This is a genomic window from Streptomyces sp. NPDC057249 (genome assembly GCF_042669245.1).
Taxonomy (GTDB): domain Bacteria; phylum Actinomycetota; class Actinomycetes; order Streptomycetales; family Streptomycetaceae; genus Streptomyces.
The window spans coordinates 193,153-211,781 of the sequence record NZ_JBHUXS010000012.1 but is presented as its reverse complement, the minus strand read 5'-3'; the positions used below and the strand labels follow the sequence as shown (position 1 = coordinate 211,781).

At 71.3% G+C, this 18,629-nt stretch carries 13 protein-coding genes; 6 read left to right on the top strand and 7 right to left on the bottom strand.

Annotation, left to right across the window (positions count from 1 at the left end; all coding sequences use genetic code 11):
- The first annotated feature begins 409 nt into the window (after positions 1 to 409).
- The 6 genes from ACFUJY_RS23160 to ACFUJY_RS23135 all read left to right on the top strand — a co-directional run bounded on the left by ACFUJY_RS23160 (position 410) and on the right by ACFUJY_RS23135 (position 11,517).
- Positions 410 to 1,582 (top strand): hypothetical protein, encoded by a 1,173-nt coding sequence (locus ACFUJY_RS23160; RefSeq protein WP_383302638.1) that lies wholly within the window; start codon positions 410 to 412, stop codon positions 1,580 to 1,582.
- Positions 1,579 to 4,947, top strand: coding sequence for a hypothetical protein (locus ACFUJY_RS23155; protein ID WP_383302636.1), 3,369 nt, complete (start codon positions 1,579 to 1,581; stop codon positions 4,945 to 4,947). Before ACFUJY_RS23160 ends, ACFUJY_RS23155 begins: the two co-directional genes overlap by 4 nt.
- Positions 4,944 to 5,171 (top strand): hypothetical protein, encoded by a 228-nt coding sequence (locus tag ACFUJY_RS23150; protein WP_383302633.1) that lies wholly within the window; start codon positions 4,944 to 4,946, stop codon positions 5,169 to 5,171. Before ACFUJY_RS23155 ends, ACFUJY_RS23150 begins: the two co-directional genes overlap by 4 nt.
- A 75-nt stretch (positions 5,172 to 5,246) precedes the next feature.
- A complete protein-coding gene (locus ACFUJY_RS23145) occupies positions 5,247 to 7,706 on the top strand; it encodes an RNaseH domain-containing protein (protein WP_383302631.1) in 2,460 nt (819 codons plus the stop codon).
- A 343-nt stretch (positions 7,707 to 8,049) separates the two neighbouring features.
- On the top strand, positions 8,050 to 9,672 hold the full coding sequence (locus ACFUJY_RS23140) for a hypothetical protein (protein WP_383302629.1): 1,623 nt from the start codon (positions 8,050 to 8,052) through the stop codon (positions 9,670 to 9,672).
- Between the two features lie 306 nt (positions 9,673 to 9,978).
- A complete protein-coding gene (locus ACFUJY_RS23135; protein WP_383302626.1) occupies positions 9,979 to 11,517 on the top strand; it encodes a serine/threonine protein kinase in 1,539 nt (512 codons plus the stop codon).
- 162 nt (positions 11,518 to 11,679) lie between these two features.
- On the opposite strand, the gene ACFUJY_RS23130 is transcribed toward ACFUJY_RS23135, so the two are convergent.
- The 7 genes from ACFUJY_RS23130 to ACFUJY_RS23100 all read right to left on the bottom strand — a co-directional run bounded on the left by ACFUJY_RS23130 (position 11,680) and on the right by ACFUJY_RS23100 (position 18,581).
- The gene (locus ACFUJY_RS23130; RefSeq protein ID WP_383302624.1) at positions 11,680 to 13,566 is read right to left on the bottom strand and encodes an ABC transporter ATP-binding protein; all 1,887 of its coding nucleotides are present in this window, start codon (positions 13,564 to 13,566) and stop codon (positions 11,680 to 11,682) included.
- Positions 13,567 to 13,751: 185 nt separating this feature from the next.
- Positions 13,752 to 14,117, bottom strand: coding sequence for a lasso peptide biosynthesis B2 protein (locus tag ACFUJY_RS23125; protein ID WP_383302737.1), 366 nt, complete (start codon positions 14,115 to 14,117; stop codon positions 13,752 to 13,754).
- Between the two features lie 48 nt (positions 14,118 to 14,165).
- Positions 14,166 to 14,459 carry a PqqD family protein gene (locus ACFUJY_RS23120; protein ID WP_383302621.1) on the bottom strand — a complete coding sequence of 98 codons (294 nt, stop codon included), beginning with the start codon at positions 14,457 to 14,459 and terminating at the stop codon, positions 14,166 to 14,168.
- Positions 14,453 to 16,198 (bottom strand): asparagine synthase-related protein, encoded by a 1,746-nt coding sequence (locus ACFUJY_RS23115; RefSeq protein WP_383302618.1) that lies wholly within the window; start codon positions 16,196 to 16,198, stop codon positions 14,453 to 14,455. The genes ACFUJY_RS23120 and ACFUJY_RS23115 overlap by 7 nt, the downstream gene beginning before the upstream one ends.
- Before the next feature lie 93 nt (positions 16,199 to 16,291).
- Positions 16,292 to 16,462 (bottom strand): hypothetical protein, encoded by a 171-nt coding sequence (locus ACFUJY_RS23110; protein WP_383302615.1) that lies wholly within the window; start codon positions 16,460 to 16,462, stop codon positions 16,292 to 16,294.
- A gap of 138 nt (positions 16,463 to 16,600) precedes the next feature.
- Entirely contained in the window at positions 16,601 to 17,791 is a 1,191-nt protein-coding gene (locus ACFUJY_RS23105) for a M20 family metallopeptidase (RefSeq protein WP_383302613.1), read from the bottom strand.
- Positions 17,792 to 17,807: 16 nt separating this feature from the next.
- A complete protein-coding gene (locus ACFUJY_RS23100) occupies positions 17,808 to 18,581 on the bottom strand; it encodes an XRE family transcriptional regulator (RefSeq protein ID WP_383302611.1) in 774 nt (257 codons plus the stop codon).
- Positions 18,582 to 18,629: the final 48 nt, after the last annotated feature.

The window sequence follows — 18,629 nt, the reverse complement described above, 5'->3', positions numbered from 1 at the left end:
CCGGCTGCGCACGCCACGGCCCGGTCGGCACCGGCCGCCAGCGGCGAGTGGGCGCCCCGAGAGGCGGCACAAGCACGGTGGCTGAGCCGCCGCCAGCAGCCCCGTCTGCCGGGGGTACGTCGACGGGGGCGAGCCCGGATAAAACAACGATCGAGCGTTGGTGAACCTTCCTCCTCGCTGCCTGCCGGGCGCCGGAAGCACGTCTCCCAGTCCCGGTATGGAGGCAACCGGACCAAGTCCGCCCGGAGAGCCCCCCGTACGCGCGCGTCGAAACCGAGATCACCGAATCGAGGGAAGGTCATCGGGCTCCCGTGCCCTCCCGCAGGGCGGAGGTGTTGAGGTTGTGGCATGGGCTCGATGCGGTGCGGGGAGGACCTGGGTGTCAGCGGTGGCCGGGACGACAGCGGCCGTGCAGGAGCTCGAAGTGGAGCAGCGCGCGGCGCTCGATGCCTGCGTGGTCGCGGCTTTGGCCTTGAGCAGCAGTGAAGGGGACGCGCAGGGGCGGATGCGGCTGCTGATGGAGTGCCATGGTCGCTATGTGCGCTCGTTCGGGGTTTTTGAGCAGGCGCCGTCGTACGAGGTGTTCGCCCGTCGGCTCCGCGGAAGCCGGGTATCCGATCTTCTGCCGGGGCGGCCTCAGGAATCTGTGCTCGGCGAGCTGTGGCTGCTCGATGAGGACGGCATGCCCAGTTCGGCGCTGCACCGGCTTGCGGTGGAGGCTTCTGAGCACGGCCATCTGGCGCCGGGGATCGGTGCTGACATCCGCCATCTGCACAGCCTGCTGCGGGCGGTGGGGATGCTGCCGGTGGGTACCGGGTTGTCTCGGATCTCCGGCGAGGCCGTCCAGCACGCTGTTTTTCGCGCGCTGCGGGCCGTCGGTTTCGAGGCGTACACCCTGGGCCGGGAGGCGATGGTCCGCACGCCCGTCCTGACACGGCGTGTTCTGTCTCGGAACGCCGCGTTGGTGGAGCTGGGCGCGTACACGGCTATCTCTCCGACGCGGCAGTTCGGCGGTCTGTGGGCAGCGTGTCCTATGTGCGGATGGACGATGCGAGCCACCTACCGTCCGAGTGGTGTAGTGGATGTTGAGTGTGAGGACGAGCGCCACAGTCTGCTGGGTGCCCGGTACCGGGCCGAAGCAAGTGCGGTTGAGGGCTGGCGTCTGGCACCGTGCGGTGAGCTGCGGACCGTGCCGGAGCTACTGCCCGTGGAGGGCTATGTGGCGTTGCCCTACGCCCTGTGGTTGTGGGTGACGCTCCCGGGCCTGCTGGAGGTTGAGCTGCGCGACCGGCTGGCCGCCTTGGGCGCGGACGTGCGGTTGTGGCCGTTCGGCGACGCCTATGACCTGCACGTTACTCGTGCCGACGGGTCCAGGGTGTGGCGCGTCGACGTGAAGACCTGGGCCGACCCGTACGGGCTTGCTGAGAGGCTGCGCGAGGATCCCGAGGGGCACGGTGAGCTGTGCTTCGTGGTGCCTGAGCACCTGCGGGGGTACCTGCCGCTGCTGCGCCGGGTGGTGCGGGGCAGCGGGGCCCGGGTGCTGACCGATGCCGACCTGGTGGCAGAGGTGGCGGGGGCGTGAGCAGGACGCTTGCCGGGGCTCTGGCCCTGGCCGAGTATCTTCTTCCCGGCCGGTTCCGCGACGGGCGGCAGGTGGTGCGCGTCGCTGACGCCCATGTCCTGCTGAGCGGGCACGCGCCGCGCGTCGTGGCGGGCTGGGAGCAGTGGTCGGAGACGGACAAGCAGCGTCTGGGCGCGCTGTTGGGCACCCGCCATCGGGGTGAGGCGCTGCTGCACCACATTGAGCGGACCGTCTATAACGTCTTCCAGACGCCGGACGTGGACGACCCGCTGCCGGCTCTCTACGCGCTCGGGTACCACGAGCGGGGGCAGGCGCTTGAGGTGCTGCCGGTTCACGGGCAGGACCCTTCGGACGTAGCCGATCGCCTGCTTGCACCGGCCGTGCCTCCGAAGTTGTTGCGGGTCGCGAGCGGGTCGGGCTGGTCGGCGCCGACATCGCGTGGGCGGGTCCAGCTCGCTTTCCCTGACGAGCAGGGGGTGTACAGGCTGCCTCAGGTCGTGACCGCGCCGTCGGTGGAGTTGGTGGTGGACGCTGATGAGCTCGGCTGGCAGAGCCGGGACACCGACCAGGCAATGAAGGGGCCGGCTTTCCGTGAGAGGCAGATCGCGCTGCTGTTGCGGGGGACGATCGGTGGCGGGCAGCGCCCCTTGGAACCCGTCGTCCTGGCGCCGGGCCGGACGCATTTGCTGAGTGCACCCCCGGGCGTGGGCAAGAACGTCTTCGGCCGGGGGCTGGCGATCCAGCAGGCTGGCCTGGGCCGCACCACCGTGCTGGTGGTCAGCGACAACGGCGACGTCTACGGCGAAGCCTCCACCTTCCAGCAGGAGCTGCGGGCGGCGGGCGTGAAGGAGACGGCCACGCCGTTCATCGCCCCCAACAGCCGGTACGACTTCGCGCTGCGCTCCGCCGCGAAGCTGGAGGGCACCGGTGTGCCGCTGGCGCAGGCGTCAGCGAGTATTGCCTTCCTCGTCGACAACTCCGCCTACGGGTGCGCTGTGCAGGCGCAGCTGGAGGGACGTGATGCGTTCGAGGGCGGCAGGGAGCCGTGCACGGTTTCGGCGTCGGATGCTTTCGGGCAGCCGGAGCGGGCGCTGTGCCCGTATGTGTCGTCGTGCGGGAAGTTCTCCCATGTCGAGGCCGCGACGACGGCCAGGATCATCGTGACCACTCACGCCTGCTTCCAGTCCGGGATGATCAAGGTTCCGGTGGAGGTCGACGGGGAGGTCCGCAACAACATCAGCGTGCGGGAGTTCCTTCTGCGCCTGGCGTCCTATGTGGTCATCGACGAGGTCGATGCCTATCAGTCGCGGGGGTTCGGCGAGTGCGGCGTGCTGGAGCTCGCGTCCCGCTCCCGCCCGACCACGGTGCTGCGGCGCATTCGCGACAGCCTGCACCAGGCGCCGCCGCGGCTGGCGGTGGCCGTGCGCCGGCCTCTGACCCGGGCGGTGTTCCTGGCCGAGCAGCTGCTGGACCTGGTGGCCGGGGAGGAAGTCTGTACCGAGGTTGCCCAGGCCCGGGCCCTGGCCCGTGGGCAGGACCCGCGCCGGGCGCGGGAAATCTTGCAGGACCGCAAGCGCTGGTATCAGCCGCATCAGTGGGACCGGCATCTGCTGGAAGACCTGATCGGAGTGGATCCCGAGGCCACGGCCACCGCCGAGCAGGCCGACTGTCTGCAGGCGCTGCTCCCACGCGTGGCCACCCGCCCTGGCGACCGCCCTTCCGGCGCCGTGCTGCCGGATCGGCTGCTGCCCATTCCGGGCGTGCTGGAGCGGATGCTCACGATCGACGAGGGAGGGGAGCGGCAGCTTGCCCCCTTCAAGGACGAGCTGCGGGAGATCGTCTCCGCCGCGCTGCCTGCCTTCTGCGCTGGCGAGGACGGAGCCGACGAAGCACCGGCTGAGTCCACGGTTCCGGCGCAGCGCGGGCTCGACCGGCCGGAACAGGCGCGGGCGCTCTCGCGTGCCGAGGTCACGGCCGGGGTTTTGCACGCGTTGATGATGAAAACGTGGCTGACGGCCATCGTCCACACGATGTTCGACCTGACGGACCGGGCCGGCGAACTTTCTGGGCATGGCATCGACGCGGCCAGTGAGCTCGCCGACGCCATCGGTCACCAGCGCGCCGGCATTGTCGTCCCGTTCGGGCCGTTGGGCCGCCAGCTGGGCGGGTTCCGCTTCGAGGGGCTGGACGATCCGGGTGGCCACGCGAGTTTGAAGATGGAGGTGCTGCGCGCGGACCCCCACACCGAGACGCAGTTCCTCGGCAGCATCGTCTCCCTCGCTCTGTGCGGCCGCCAGCGCACTGTCCTGGGGATGTCCGCCACCGGCTTCATGCCGGGTGCGGCACGCACCCATCTGCTCGCCCGCCCCAACTGGGCCATGCCCGACACCCTCCGCGATGGTCTGACCATCTTCAACAGCACCCCCGTCGCCGACGGAAAGCTGTTGGCTGTCGGCAGCACCCCCTACCGCGAACGCGACCAGCGGGTCATTGCTCTGGCCGCCGGCTACGCACCGGGGCTGGTGCGCGACCTGGACCGGCTGGCCGCAGACGCGCGCACCCGGCACCGCGCGCGGGCCCTGATCACCGTCAATTCCTACCGGCACGCCCGCCTGTTCGCCCAGGCCCTGTACGACACCGCGCTCGCCCGTGGACGGCGGCTGCGGATCTACGTCGCAGTCGCGGACACCCCTGACCTTTCTCTGCCTCCGGTCTGCGATGCGATCGGTCAGCTCACCCGTGACCGTTTCGCGGAGCTGGCGGATCTGGACGGCGAGGTGCTCATCTCGCCGCTGCCGCGCACCGAGCGGGGCTTGAATGTGCTGACCGTGTTCGAGGGCGTCGCCGTGTCGGCGATCACCCTGATCGCCATGGGTGTGCGGCCGGTCATGCCGGCCGACGAACCGGCGGTGCTGGCGGCCAGTGTCGCCGCCCGGGCCTGGCGCGACACCGTGCCCGGCGACGACCCCGCCGCCGTTCTGGCCCGGGCCCGTGGGGTGGCCAATGCGCACCTGCGCCTGAATCTCAACGCGCCCAAGCGCTTTTCCGCCCTGCCCGACGAGCTGAAGTACGAACTCGTCGCCACTCTCCTCGGGCAGAGCGTTCAGTTGGCGGGCCGCGGACGCCGCGGGCAGACCCACGTCGAGCTCCACTTCATCGACGGCGCTTTCCACGACCCCACCTGGGGATCCGACCTGCCCACCCTGATCCGCGGGCTGCTCGAGCAGTCCCGGCAGGAGGACCTCACCCAGCTCGGCACTTCCTACGGTCACACCATCGAGGAGATCGCCGAGTACGCCCACGCCCAGCACCTGCTCCCCGCGCTTCGCGCGGGCTTCGACTCCTACCTGGGAGAGTACGCATGAGCCGTCCGCTCGACAGCGTCGCCCGCAAGCAGGCCCGCCTGCTGCAGTTCCGCACCGCTCCCAGCGACCTTGGCGAGGTAGTCGCCTACCGGCCCGGCGCCCCCGCCATGGACTTGGCGGCGGAGCTCTCGCACGAGTACAAGCGCAACGTCGGCACGGGTCTGGATGTGCAGCCTCCCTACCGGGCGCTGGAGAGTGTCCTGCGCGCGGCGGCGGGCACGTAGGCGCGCTGGCAGTGGAACGACGGCTGCTACGAACTCCTGTGCGCGGCACCGATCAGCGCCGAGGACCGGCGCGACGTGTTTTGCTACTGGGCCGAAGCCGTGGTCCCCGGCCCCGACGGCCTGCGCATCGGCGAACAGCTGGCCGAACTCCTCGCCCAGGCCGAACCCCGGCCCGCTGTCCTGCCCCCGCCGCCACGCGCCGGTAAGCGCTCGCGCGGCTGGTGGCCGGGCGAACTCGCCCGCTGGCGCCTGGCCGAGGAACTCGCCGCCCTCGACTGGCCCCGCGACAACGGCGCCCCCGTCCGTTTCACCCTGTGCACCGACGGGCGACTGGCCGCAATCGGCCACGAACTGCCCGCCCAGCCTGACCGCAAGGGCATCGTGCGCCACCTGCTGCCCCGTATCACCCTCGGCACCGCCGCCAGCGGTCACTCCAGGCGCCATGCGCTGACCGTGAACGCCACCACCACCCTCCTCGCCACCTCCTGGAAGGGGGTCGCCACCGTCCTGCTGGCCAACCCCGACCAGCCACTCGTCGTCTCCGCGGCCACCGACGGCCCGCCGTGGAAACGCCGCCTGAACGTCTCCGCTGTCGCCGCGAGCCGCCGCCTTGCAGCCCTGCCCCGCCTGAGCGCGAGCGTGCCGCCCTTCCCCGATCACCTCGCCGACGATGCCCTGGCCGGCACGGCGCCGGGCCCGGTCTGGGCCGTCGCCCCGGCCAGTGCCCGCACCCCCGGCCCGGGCCGCGGACACGGCATGGAGTTCTTCCGCCGCATCGAGGAGGCCATCGACACCAGGTGCGAGAAGTACAGCCACCGCAGCCCCGTGTTCATCGAGGTCCCCGGCATTAAGGTGCCGCCCACCGAGAGCGGCTCACGGATCAGCGGACCGATCGCCCTCGAACGGATCCCCGCCGCCCTGGACGCCGCCGGCGTGGGCACCCTCCTCGTCCCCGTGCTGTGGAGCACCGACGAGGTCCGCGCCCGCGTAAAGGGCGCGATCGCCGCCCAGTGGGGCCCTGGCGAGGACTGGAAGGCCCTTGAGGGTGTCGCCGAACCAGTCGCCGGCGGGCGTATCGAGGTCCTCTTCCTCGAAGACAAGGCCGGTGCCCTCGGACACGGACCGCGCAGCAGCGCGGAGCGCGAGCGGGACCTAGCGCAGATGCTCGCCCCCTATACCCGCGAGGACACGCTCGTCGCGGCGATCTGCGAGACCGACTGGGACCCCGATCGCTGGTACCCGAGTGTCGAAGCCCGGGAGAAGGCCGAGGCAGAGGACGGCAAGTGGCCATCGAAGCAGGCTCTCGCACGTCTCTCAGCGACCTCCCAGTACATCAAGCAGGCCCCGCCGCCGGTCCCCACCCACACCCGGGAAGGCAAGCCCTACAACGAAAAATACCGAGCGAAGAAGGTCGCCTCCCGCCAGAGTGGTCTCGACAGCTCGACCGCGAACGTGCTGCGCGAAATCCTCAGCGGCATCGGCGCCACCGACCACCGCCTCGGTGCCGCGTTCGGGAAACTGCCGCTCGAGAACTGGTGGCACATCGGCATCCACGTCCGCCGCCACGCCCCGCGCCGCACACCCGGCAAGCGCCGCACCGCCGAACCGGCACCGATCACCGTAACCCTCACCGCCATGCGCCCCACCGGCGAAAAGAACTCCGGCCCCACCGGCAGAGAGAACTCTCCGTGGCAGGTCTGGGCCTACAGCCCCCAAGCCGGGCAGTGGCATCCCCACAGCCCGGCCACCACCGCGCTGCACGCCGCCGACCTCGCCTGGGACGTCAGTGGATACCACGCCGCCGCCGACATCGTCGAGCAGGCCCTCATCCTCGCCCGCACCCAACTCCCCGCAACACCACCCGCCGTCCTCTACGTCGACGGCAACGCCGCCGAACACATCTGGGCAGGCCTCACCGACGAAGCCCTGGGCCAGAACCCGCCCCCCGACATGCCCCAGCAGGCGTCCTGGCTGCCCGGCCACAGCCTCCCCCGCGCCCAACGCCCCCTGGCCACCGTCCGCGTCATCAGCGACCTGGAACGCATCGGCCGCCCCACCGGAGCACACATGCGCACCAGCGACGGCACCTGGCGCGCCACGGACACCACCAACAGCCTCTTCCAACTCGCCACCGACGACGGCGCCATCACCTACCCCGACCTCCTCCTCGTCAACGTCCCCCGCACCTGGGCCGCCGGCCCCGCCGGCCGCTTCGGCAAGGACGAGACCCGCTTCGACAGCAGCAGCCAGAGCAAGAACGGCTACGCCCACACCGCCACCCGGTTCACCGTCATCGCCCAGAGCCCTGACGCCGACTGCGACCTCATCGGGGCCGTCGCCGCTGTCCTGACCAACCAAGGCATCACCTCCGACGTTCGACAGAGCACCCCCACGCCCCTCCACCACGCCCGCAGGATGGACACCACCCACCCCTACTACCGCCGCACGGCAGAAAGCACCGAAGACGCCTCCGACGGCGCGGATGCCGACGCAGACGAGACCGGCCCGCAGGACGAAACGACGATCGGCCTCTAACCAGCGCCTGGCCTGGCCTCACCCCCCCTGGGACCACCGGCCACCTTGACGTCACCGCCCGCCGACTTGCCGGGCGCTGCGGACATCACGCAGGGGCGGACCATGACCGTCTGATCGGACCGCCCTTCGCTGGTGAACGGAGGCTTCGCCCACGGGAACGGCAGCAGTACCGCCCCGATCTGAGTGGTTCAGGGTCGGCCACCGTGCAAGTCCTAGCAACGGCAGAGCGTCAGTGCGGAGTGGGATGCTTGCCTGACTCATCTGGGAGGGAAGGGGGCCGGTTGTGGCGGTGAAGTGGAAGCGGATCGGTCAGCGGAAGTTCGACCGGATCATCGAAGCGCTGGTGCACCGCGCCTACGACGCGACCGCACGCGTGGAGGTGGTGAACGGGCGCGGCGGGGATGGCGGTATCGACATCAAGGTCACGCACGGGTCGAGGGTTCGTATCTTTCAGCTGAAGTACTACCCGGATGGTTTCCCGACCTCGACGTACAAGGGGCGACGCAAGTCGATCAGGCAGTCGTTCGCGCGGGCCATGGAGCACCAGCCTTGGGAGTGGATCTTGGTGGTGCCCTGCACCCTGACCACGCCGGAGCGGGAGTTCGTCACCTCGCTGGCGGCCGGGCACAAGGTCCGGATCGAGGTGTGGGACCGGCCGATGCTGGATGGGCTGCTCGCGACGCACGCCGATCTGGAGGCTTCCTTCACCCGGAAGCCTCTGTTCGAGGCGGCGAAGGTCTACCAGCTGGAGCGCGCGGTGTTCATGGACGGGGCGCGGGATGTGAGTGCGCGGGTCGCGGCGCTGGGGCGGCAGGTCGACGGGCTGGATGCTGACTGGACGTTGGACTTCGCGCGTCAGGGCGACGTGGTGGTGCAGACGCTGCGGGCCAAGCACCCGAGGGCGCATGAAGTCTCCCCTGTCGAGATCACCCTGACGGGCAACGGGCCGCTCGCCCCCGATCTGGCCGAGAGCGTGCGGCGCAGTCTGGGGTTCGGGTTGCCGGATGAAGTGGTGCTTCCTCGTGGGGCGGTGGAGAGCCTGACGGTCAGCGGGCCGGAGTGGCTGTCCGGGGAACATCGGGACGTCGAGGTGCGGTGGCAGCCGGCGGGCACAGTTCCGCTGGCTGAGACGGCCGTGGAGATGGTCTTTCTTGACGCCGGGCGGGTCGTCGCCTCGTACCCGGGCACGCTGGCGCACGTGGGGCGCGGCAGTGTCGGCCGGTCGCTCACGGTGAACATGACCGGCGGCAGTATGGAGCTGATGACCCCCGAGGCTTCCGGCGCCTCGGCGTCGCTGCGGTTCACCTTCGCCGTGGAGAAACTGGAGCCCTCGGCCGCGCTGCGTCTGATCGGGATGCGCCAGCGCATCATGAACGGCGGAGCCTTCGAAGTCCGGACCGACGCCGGGGTCATCGGAGGGGGTGAGCTGTCGCCGAACAGCGAGGCCGCCCGCCAGGAGGTGGCCGAGCTGCGCAGCTACGTCGAGGACCTGGATGTGGTCCAGCGCCACTGCGAGCAGCATTTCCCCGTTCCCGGCGAGGTCACGCCCACGGAACGGGTCGCCCTGCGCATGGCACGCCTGCTCATCCAGGAACACTGCGCGGTCTCCCCGTTCCTGCCCCGGATCCGCTTCCACCTCAGCGGGGAGGACTCCCCCATCCTGCGGGCCATGCTCAGCGGCAGGCCCCACGCGTTCCAGGGCTGGAACCCCGTGTGCCCGATCAAGATCGCCGGGCGGCAACTGGATCTGGGACCCGTACGCTTTCACCACCCCCGCGTCGTCGTCGACGAGGAAGACGGCCGGCAGGCGCTGGCCGCGCTGGAGGCCGGGCGCGCCGAAGGGCACGTCGTCACCGTACGGCCCGAAGGCGGCGAGTGCTTCCGGCTCCTGCGCCACGACGCCACACCCCGTAACGACTGGACCCCCATGCCACTGGAACTGCCCGGTTTCGCCGAACCTCGCTGAGGTCGGTTGGCCAGGGTAGGTGGCGCTCACCGGTGCCTCGCTGCGTCGTCCCGGTCGCCGGCACGGACGTCTGGGGCGGACCGGGCAAGGAAGTGGGCGTGGCTGCGGTCGGCGCGTGCCGGCGAGGCGCGGGTAAGGGCCAGCCGAAGGCAAGGCTGGCCGATAGCATTGATCACCACTTCGGCGTGTGCGTGCCGTTGATCGCCAGGGGGAGCATCTGTGTCCAGCCGTGTTCAGTCGATGCGACAAGGTGATCCGCAGCGTGTCGGCCCGTACCGTGTGGTGGGTCGGCTCGGATCAGGCGGCATGGGCATTGTGTATGCCGCGCTCAGCGCCGCCGGGGAGCGGATGGCCGTCAAGGTCGTGCATCCGGCGCAGGCCTCCGACGACGAGTTCCGTGCTCGGTTCCGCCGGGAGGTTCAACTGTCCCGGCGGGTTACGGGCCCCTGTCTGGTTCCAGTGGTCGATGCCGATCCCGATGCACCCGCTCCGTGGCTTGCCACTGCTTTCATACCTGGTCCCACCCTCGACCAGCACGTGGCCGCCGACGGGGCTCTGGCCGGGGCCCGCCTGTACGCCTTGGCCGCTGGTACCGCAGCAGCACTCGCCGCGGTCCACCAGGCCGGCGTCACGCACCGTGATGTCAAGCCACAGAATGTCGTCCTGGCGGCTTCGGGCCCGATGGTGCTGGACTTCGGGATCGCTCACGCCTTGGACGGGACTTCCGTCACCCGCACGGGGGTGATGACGGGAACGCCGGGCTGGATTAGCCCGGAGCATTACCGCACCGGCGCGGTCGGGCCGGAGGGTGATGTGTTCGCGTGGGGGGCCCTGGTCGCCTACGCGGCCACAGGACGTCTGCCCTTCGGGAGCGGCGCTGCCGATGCTGTTGCCTTTCGTGTCCTGTCTGCCGAGCCCGACCTCGACGGGATGGGCGATGATCTGCGCCAGCTGGTGGAGAGGGCTCTGTCGAAGGACCCGTCCGGCCGACCAGCAGCTCTTGAACTCGCGCAATTGTGTAGTGGGTTGCTTGCCAAGCAGACTACGGCCGTCGCCGGTCCCGCTGGACTGCCTCAGCCGACGCTGATAGCCGACCTGGTCGGTCGCAGCTGGGATCTGCCATCCGACGAGCCGATCTGGCCGGGCCCCCCGAAGCGCAGCAGCCGCACTGGCCTGTACCTGGCGGTCGTCGCCGCTGCTGCCCTCGTAGGCAGCCTCGGCGGTATCCTCGCCGCCACGCAGTCATCCACCACGGCGCGGGAACCAGGCATATCGGCCGACGGTCAAAAAGCCCCAACTGTCGAGCTCACACCGGCCGCTCAGCACTCCGCAAGCTCTGCACCCAGCCCCGCACGCACCGCCTCCCCCGTACCGACACCCCCCTCTACTCCGAGCCCGCGTACTTCCGCTGCCCCCTCCCCCGCGTACACCCGCGGTGACAGCACGCAGCCCACCGTTGATGAGTGGGCGGCCGCCCGGGTGCCGGCCACACAGGCGGAAAAGGCCGCCGCACAGCGTCTGCGCGAAGGCGCGTCTCCCATTCTCCAAGGGCAGCAGTACATGGGCGGCCAGGTGACCGTCACGTTCAACCCATCGGCGCAGACGATGTTCATCACCTTCGGCCCCGGCATCTACCCCGAAAGGGAGAGCTACCAGGACGATGCCGCCTGGACGGACGTCGTCCGTAGTCTGATGTTCGGCAGCTGCTCAGAGGCCCAGCAGGACTTTCTCGACGACATCACCTGGCCCTACGGTCGAGCCGCGGTCGTCTACCGCGAGTCGATGGCTAACCCCATCATCGCCAACTTCCGAGAGGTCACCCACACCGACAGCTGCCGCGTATAGCCGCACGCGACACCGTGGGCTTCCCGTGCAGGGCAGACCTAGCTCAGCTTGAAGACATGAGCCACTGAACGCTGGGACTGTGGCCACCGAGGCTCTGGTGGATGAGCTCTCGGACGGACCTGGTTCGGACTGAGAGTGCCTGGCACTCTACAAAGGGGCGGATCAACAGCGGTCTTCCTGCAGTTTCAGCATCTCGAAGAAGTTTCCGGCCTGGTCGATCAGCTCGTCGTACGTGCCCGTCTCCGAGATTCGGCCTTGGTCGAGGACGATGATCCGGTCGGCGAGGCGGGTGTTGGCCAGTTGATGTGTGATGAAGACCGTGGCCCGGCCTGCGGCGAGGGCCTTGAGGCGGGTGTAGATCCGGTGTTCGGCGCGGGCGTCGAGTGCGGCGGTCGGCTCGTCCATCACGAGGACGGGGGCGTCGCGGTGGAAGGCTCGGGCGACCGCGACGCGTTGCCACTGCCCGCCGGACAGGTCGTGTCCGCCCCACCAGGAGCGGGCCAGCGACGTGTCCAGCCCGTGTGGGAGGGCGGCGATGACGCTGTCGGCGCCAGCTGCCTCGGCGGCGGCGTGTACGGCGGTGTCGCCTTCGGGGCGGGGCTGGCCGAGGGTGATGTTCTCGCGGGCGGCCAGCGGCCAGCGGGTGTAGTCCTGCGGAACGAGCGCGACCTGGGCGAGCACTTTGGCCGGGTCGGCGTCCGCCAGGTCTACCCCGTCCCACCGCACCGACCCGCTGGTGGGGAGGTACAAGCCGGTCAGGATGCGGGCGAGGGTGCTTTTGCCGGCGCCGTTCTCGCCCACGAGGGCGATGACCTCGCCGCGCTTGAGGTCCAGGTCGATGCCGTCGAGCGCGGGCGTGTTGGCACCGGGATACGTGAAGGAGACGCCCTCGGCGGTGATGACCTGCGGCCCGTCCTCGGCGACGGTCGCGGTGCCGCGCCGGGTCGTCCACGGCTTGGCCACGGCCAGGAAACGGGCCCAGTCGTCCAGGGACAACGAGGTACGGAACAGCCGAGCCCCCGCCCGCACCGTCGTGGTAAGCGCCGCCCCCGAGGTCCGCACCGCCAAAGCGGCGGTCCCCGCGACCGCGAGCTCCATGCGGCCACTCGCCACCAGGAGCACGAGCACGGCCCACGTGACGACGGTGCCCACCGCGGTGAGCGCGTCACCGATGCCTTGGACCACCAGTGCCTGCCGGGTCGCCTTGAGCTGTTCGGCCTCCAGGCGGCCAGAGACGATCCGGTACTGCTGGATCAGGAACCCGGCCATGGTGCCCGCCCGGACCTCGTCGGCCGTGTTCCGCTCGGTGGTGTAAGAGCGGAACACGCTGCGCAGCCGGGAGTCGGCGAGGTTGCGGTGGTGGGCGGCGTGCTCGATCCGCGCCCCGCGTACCGCGCCCCACGCACAGGGCACGACGGAGAGGATCAGCAGGGGGAGCATCACGGGGTGCAGGACGGTGACGACGGTCGCCGCGGCGGCCATCTGGGCTGCGGCGGAGGTCAGCAGTTGGGCGTCGAGGATGAGGTCGCCGGTCTTTTCCGCGCCGTCGGAGGCGGCGGCGTGGGCGTCCTCGAAGTCCGGGTCCTCGTACGCGACGAGTTCGGCGGCGGTGGCGGCGGTGATGACCTGGAGGTCGGCTTCGCGTACGGCTTTGGGCGCGAGCCGGGCCGCGGCCGAGCGGGCGGCGGCGTCGAGCAGGTAGCGCCCGGAGGCGGCGACGGCGAGGACCACCACGGCGGTCAGGTTCTCGCGCAGAGAGGCGACGATGTCGCCGCCGGTGAACACGGCGGCCAGCACGCGGGTGGTGGCTGCGAGCGCGGTCGCGGTGAGCGCGGCGGAGCCGATCTGGCAGGCGAGCAGGGCCAGGACGGCGCGGTGGTCGGTGTGCCAGCCGAGCCGGGCCGCCTCGGCAAGGGTGCGGGGCAGCCGGCGCGCTATCGCGGCCGTGGACAGGCTGACGCTCGCCTCGAAATGCCGGTCGGAGGCCAGGCGCATCACGGGCGGCTGGCCCGCGCCGGCAACGGGCGGCGAGGTAAGGGAAGAACTCACGCCCCCCATGAGGGAACAGGACGGGGAGGCCGGGCAACGGGGTTGTTCCGCCCCCGCCCGTCGGCCCAGGTCGCCCCACCCCCGCCGTCAGCTTCACCGCTCCACATTCACTCGTTCGAGTGACGCCGTGGTCCGGGGCGGGGAGGCATTGGCCGGCCCCGCACCACGACAGCCCTGGCGGCCGTCTACGGCACGGCGAGAACCGGCATCCACGGCCGGTCGACGGCGTCGCCGAGGTCCCGGCCGACCGCGCCGCCTGGGACCTCGGCCCACGCGTGCGCGGCATCGGGAAGGAACCGCGCGCCGAGCACCCAGCGGGCCCGGCGGCCGGTCAGCGCGGTCGCCAGGACGGTGGCGAGGCTGATCTCCATGCAGGCGATGCGGCCCGGCCACCAGGAGGGAATCACCGCAAGCACCGCCGTGTAGAGCGCTTCGAGGCGGGCCAGGTGCGCGTACGGCAGGCCGCGCAGGGTACGTACGGCGGCGATCTGCCAGCGCAGCGGCAACCGGCTCAGCGCCAGGGACAGGGCGAGCGCGACGGCGGCGACCAGGCGGTCACGCGCCGGGGCGGTAGGCCGGGTGGTGGGGGGCCATGACCGTCACCGCCACCACCTCCTCTTTCGCCGGGCCGGGCGGGCGGTGTCGACGAGCACACCGGCGGCCAGGAGCTCGTCGACGAACGCGGCGATCTGCTCGCCGACGGCCTGCGGGTCCTGGCCAGTGGGGACGGCGATCTCGTCGGCGAGTCCGGCCGTGCCGCCGCGGACGGTGACGGCGCGCCAGATCATCGAGGCATCTGGATCGAGCATGAGCCACGTCCCGCGCCGGATGTCGAGCACCGCCGTGCCGTACGGGTCGGTGGCGTGGTGGACGTGGAGGGCAGGGGTCAGCACGCCGCCACCTCCCTGCCGGCCGTCTGGCCGCTCAGCCACCAGCACGTCACGATCAGGTGATGCAGGTCGGCGATCAGCGTGGCGCTCTGCCCCCGGGCCGCCTGCGCGAGCCCGGCACGGACGGCGGCGGGGTCGATGAGCCCGTCGGCCGCGAGCGGACTTACCGCGATCAGCTCGTCCAGCAGGCCCTGGTGGCGGGCGAGTCCGGCGATGCGCTGGGCGGTGAACGATCCCTTCGAGCGGCGCGAGGTCAGCCAGTCCGGAAGCTGTGGCAGTGCGGCCCGCAGCAGCGGCTTGTACGTCACCAGCGCGCGCCGGGCGAGCGCCGGGACAGCGAACGCGGTCCGGACGACCCCGTTGTCCAGGTACGGGTAGACCGGCCGGATGCCGAGCGTCTCGGCGTACGGGGTCCAGCCGCGGGCGGAGGCGCCGACCGACCGCAGCGCGGCCCACTGGTCGAACTCATCGGCGTACTGCGGCTGCCGGTCGCGGGCGGCCTGCCGCAGCAGCGCGGCCACCTGGTGCCTCCCGCCCGCCGTGAGCCAGGATGCGGCCGCGCCGAGGCGGCACCACGACCAGCCGCCCACGGCCGGCTCCGGGACGATGGGCCCGCGCTCCAGGGCCTCGGCGGCGCGTACGAGGGACCCGGCCCGGCCGAGGTCAGCGGCCTGCTTGAGGGACTTCCAGTAAGGGCCAGGGGCGGTGTTGCGCAGCCGGGCGAACGCAACGACCTGGCGGTGGGCCTCGCGCCGTCGTCCGTCCTGGAGGAGGCGGACCCAGCAGGAGCTGGAGGCGTCGAGCACGATGTCCCCGCCGTGCCCGGTCAGGTGCAGCGGCATCCCTCGTACGGGGTGCAGGTAGGCGGTGTCCGTGGCGTACATCGCGGCCTCCAGCACCGGTTCCGTCCCGGTCGGCTGCCCGGGCGGGAAGCCGAAGGGAAGCTGCTCGTCGCTGCCGGTGGCGACCGTGTGCCGGGCGCCGGTGTGTCCGGCGACACGGGCGGCGAACGCCATGTCCTCGCCGCTGGTGTAGCCGTCTGTGTACGTCACCGCGTGCACAGTCCCGACACCGGCGGCAAGCACGACGGCCGCGGAGGAGTCCAGCCCACCGGAAAGGTCTGCCCCCACCGCTCCGCCGGTGGCGCGGACGCGGTGCTGGACGGCGTCGGTGAGGACGTGGCCGAAGCGCTCGGCGCCGCCGCGCAGCTCGTCCACGGGCGTGATGTCCGCGATGTCGACAAGCTGCGGCGGCGCCCCGGGCACGAGCAGCAGCCCAGACCCGCCGGGCACCATGCGGATCTGCTCGTACGGGCTGCGGTGCGGCCAGTGCTGCTCGCCCGCCGCGAGCCGGGCAGCCAGCAGGGGCAGGTCCGGCATGAGCGGACACCCGAGCAGGCCGGGCTCGCTGGCCCACGCCGCCTCCTCCTGACGCGGCGTGTAGTAGACGGCCCGGATTCCGGCGAGGTCGCCGCACACGAAGTGCTGCCGCCCGTCGCTCGCAGCCACCCAGTACGAGCCCGGCCAGCGGGTCAGCTCCGCCCACCGGCCCGCCCGCACGGCCGGAAGCACGCCGCGGAGCTCCTGCTCGGTGACCGGGCTGTCGCCCACGACCGCGAGCGCCACCGACCCCTCGCAGGCCACGCGGACCCGCGCAGCCCGGGCCCGGCGTACACCGCCGAGCCCTTCGATCTCGATTCCGTCACCGGCGGCGGTGCCGCCGGTCATCCACTCCCGTTCCATCTGTTCGCCTCCCCTTTGATCAGCCCTGTGACGCGACCGGGGGCCGGCCGTCGTGCGGCCGGCCCCCGGGGTGCTCGGTGGTGTCCGGGCTGGTCAGCCCTCGAAGTAGTTGGACTTGTCCGAATCGTTGAACACCTGGCGGCCCAGGGTGAGGATCGCCACCGGGTGGGTGCTGATCTGCGGCGCGAAGCCGCTGGCGTGCGGCGCCGCGGCGGCGGTGTTCTCGACGGCGGGCTGGGTGGTGACAATGGTCTGCTCGGCCATGGCCGGTCTCCCTTGTGGCGGTGGATGCTTCGGTTGGTGCTGCCTCTATGTCACCGCGATCGAAGATCTGTTCCCAGAGACGGAGTTGGGCCGTTGCTAGGAGTGGATCTGGGAGGAAGTTGGGACGCGCTTGGGACGTCAGCCTCCGAGGAGCCCGAGAACAGCTCGCTGGTAGACGGCGTACACCGTGGGGAGTTCGGCGAGGTGGGCGCGCTCGTCGATGCCGTGCAACCCCTCGTACGGCACCCCGAAGCCGGCCGTGGCCGCGATGCCTTCCCCGGCGAGCAGGTTGCCGATGTTCGACGGGCCCGCGGTCTTCGCCCGCACGGCGAGCCCGGCCGCGGCGGCGGCGCCGAGGAGCGCGGCGGCGGGCTGTTCGTCCTCGGTGAGGCGGAACGGCGGCCACGCGGCGATCGAGGTGACCTCGGTGGGCGCCGGGCCAGGCAGCTCCGCGTCGAGTTCGGCGACGGCCTTGCGCACGAGGGTTTCGGCGTCGTGTGCGTCGAAGCCGGGGGTGGTGCGGACGTCCACGTTGATGTCGACCCGGTCGGGGGTGACGGAGAAGCCCTGTCCGCCGTGGAAGGCGGTGACCGACAGCTTCGGCGCCAGCGGAAACCCCGAGCCGTCGTCCACGCCGGGCAGGTCGGCGGTGTCCAGGAGCCGTACAAGGTGGGCAGCCCGGGAGATGGCGCCGACGACGGTCTTGCTGGAGCCGGAGTGCCCGGAGGGGGCGTGCACAGTGATCGTGGCCCGCCACAGGCCGCGGCCGCCGACCACGACCTCGTCCAGGCCCGGGTAGCCGATCATCACTCCGGCAGGGCGGTCCGCGCGTTGGTCGGTGAGGTAGGCGCGGGCGCCGCCGAAGCCGCCGGTGTGCTCATCCACGTCCAGGAGCACCGCGAGCCCGCCAGCCAGCTCGGCGGCGCGGGGGGCGAGGTCGGCGGCGATGTGGCAGAACATCGCGGCGGCGAGCTTGGAGTCCGCTGCGCCCCGGCCGCGCAGCCAGCCGTCCACGACGTCACCGCAGTCCGGCGGGAACGACCAGCCGGTCTCGTCGCCGTATGGGGCGGTGTCCACGCACGCGTCCAGCGTCCACCACGCGCCCGGGCACCCGCCGGGGATCTCCACGAGCAGCCCCACCAGCGCGCCCGCGTCGTCGTGCAGGCGCCGGTGCGGCAGATCACGGGCGGCGAGCCAGTCCTCCAAAACGTCAAGGACGGGACCGTAGTCGTCGATCCCCGCCCGGCTCGGACGGCGGATCAGCTCGCTCGCCAGCTCGACCACGGACGCCGTACGAGCCCGGGCCGCCTGTGACAGGTCCTCGATCACGCTTCTCCCTCGCCCCCTAGTTATGCCGTACCGGCAGCGCGCGGACGGCTTCGGTCGTCTCCACCGGCCGTGCCGAGGCGCACGCCTCGCGCCCATGGTGGACCAGACCCACCGCAGCCTCACGACCGAGTAGGACGCCGCAGTCGAAGCCCTCGGCCCCGTGGAACGACGGCAGCGGCACCACCGCGGCGCTCTCGGAGGCGACGAAGAAGCGTTCCAGCGCCTCGGTGGGCTCCACCATCCCGATGTGGAGCGTCTTGATGCCGTTGCGGCGCGTGGACGGATCGCGCAGCTCCAGCAGCCGCAGCAGGTGGTCGGCGAGCTCCCGGTGCCGTGGGGGTCCGTACAGCACGCGGTAGTGGACCAGGTCCGGCTGCTGGGCCACGGCCGTCTCGATCGCCGCGAGGTACGCCTTCTCCCGCGAGCGGGATCCGGTGACGACCAGCTGCTCGCGCGCTGCGGCGACGACGTCGACCATCGCCTCGACCAGGTCGGTCCAGCGGGTCAGCACCTTGACCACCACGGCGGTGCCTGAGGTTTCCAGCACGCTGGTGGCCGCGCCGTCCTGGTGGGCGAACAGCACCTCCGGCCGCTCGCGGTACAGCTGGCACAAGCCCGCGCGGTTCCGTTTGCCCGTACGGCGTCGGCCGGACTCCCACGCGCTCATCAGACTCGCATCCGTCGCCCCGCCCGTGATCGCGTTCAGCGCGTCGGCCGCCTCCTCCAGCGTCATGTTCAGCGCGAGCCGGGCCCGTTTGAGCGCAGAGTCTGTGCTACTGGCCGCGGCCACAGCGACCGCCCCCTCCCCATCCACCGGCAGTACCCGAAGTCTTCCCCG

What these genes read in the sequence shown, in the direction of transcription:
- ACFUJY_RS23115 (WP_383302618.1), bottom strand. Translation starts at nt 16,198, where the DNA reads ATGGAACGGGAGTGGATGACCGGCGGCACCGCCGCCGGTGACGGAATC.
- ACFUJY_RS23135 (WP_383302626.1), top strand. Translation starts at nt 9,979, where the DNA reads ATGGGCATTGTGTATGCCGCGCTCAGCGCCGCCGGGGAGCGGATGGCC.
- ACFUJY_RS23150 (WP_383302633.1), top strand. Translation starts at nt 4,944, where the DNA reads ATGAGCCGTCCGCTCGACAGCGTCGCCCGCAAGCAGGCCCGCCTGCTG.
- ACFUJY_RS23110 (WP_383302615.1), bottom strand. Translation starts at nt 16,462, where the DNA reads ATGGCCGAGCAGACCATTGTCACCACCCAGCCCGCCGTCGAGAACACC.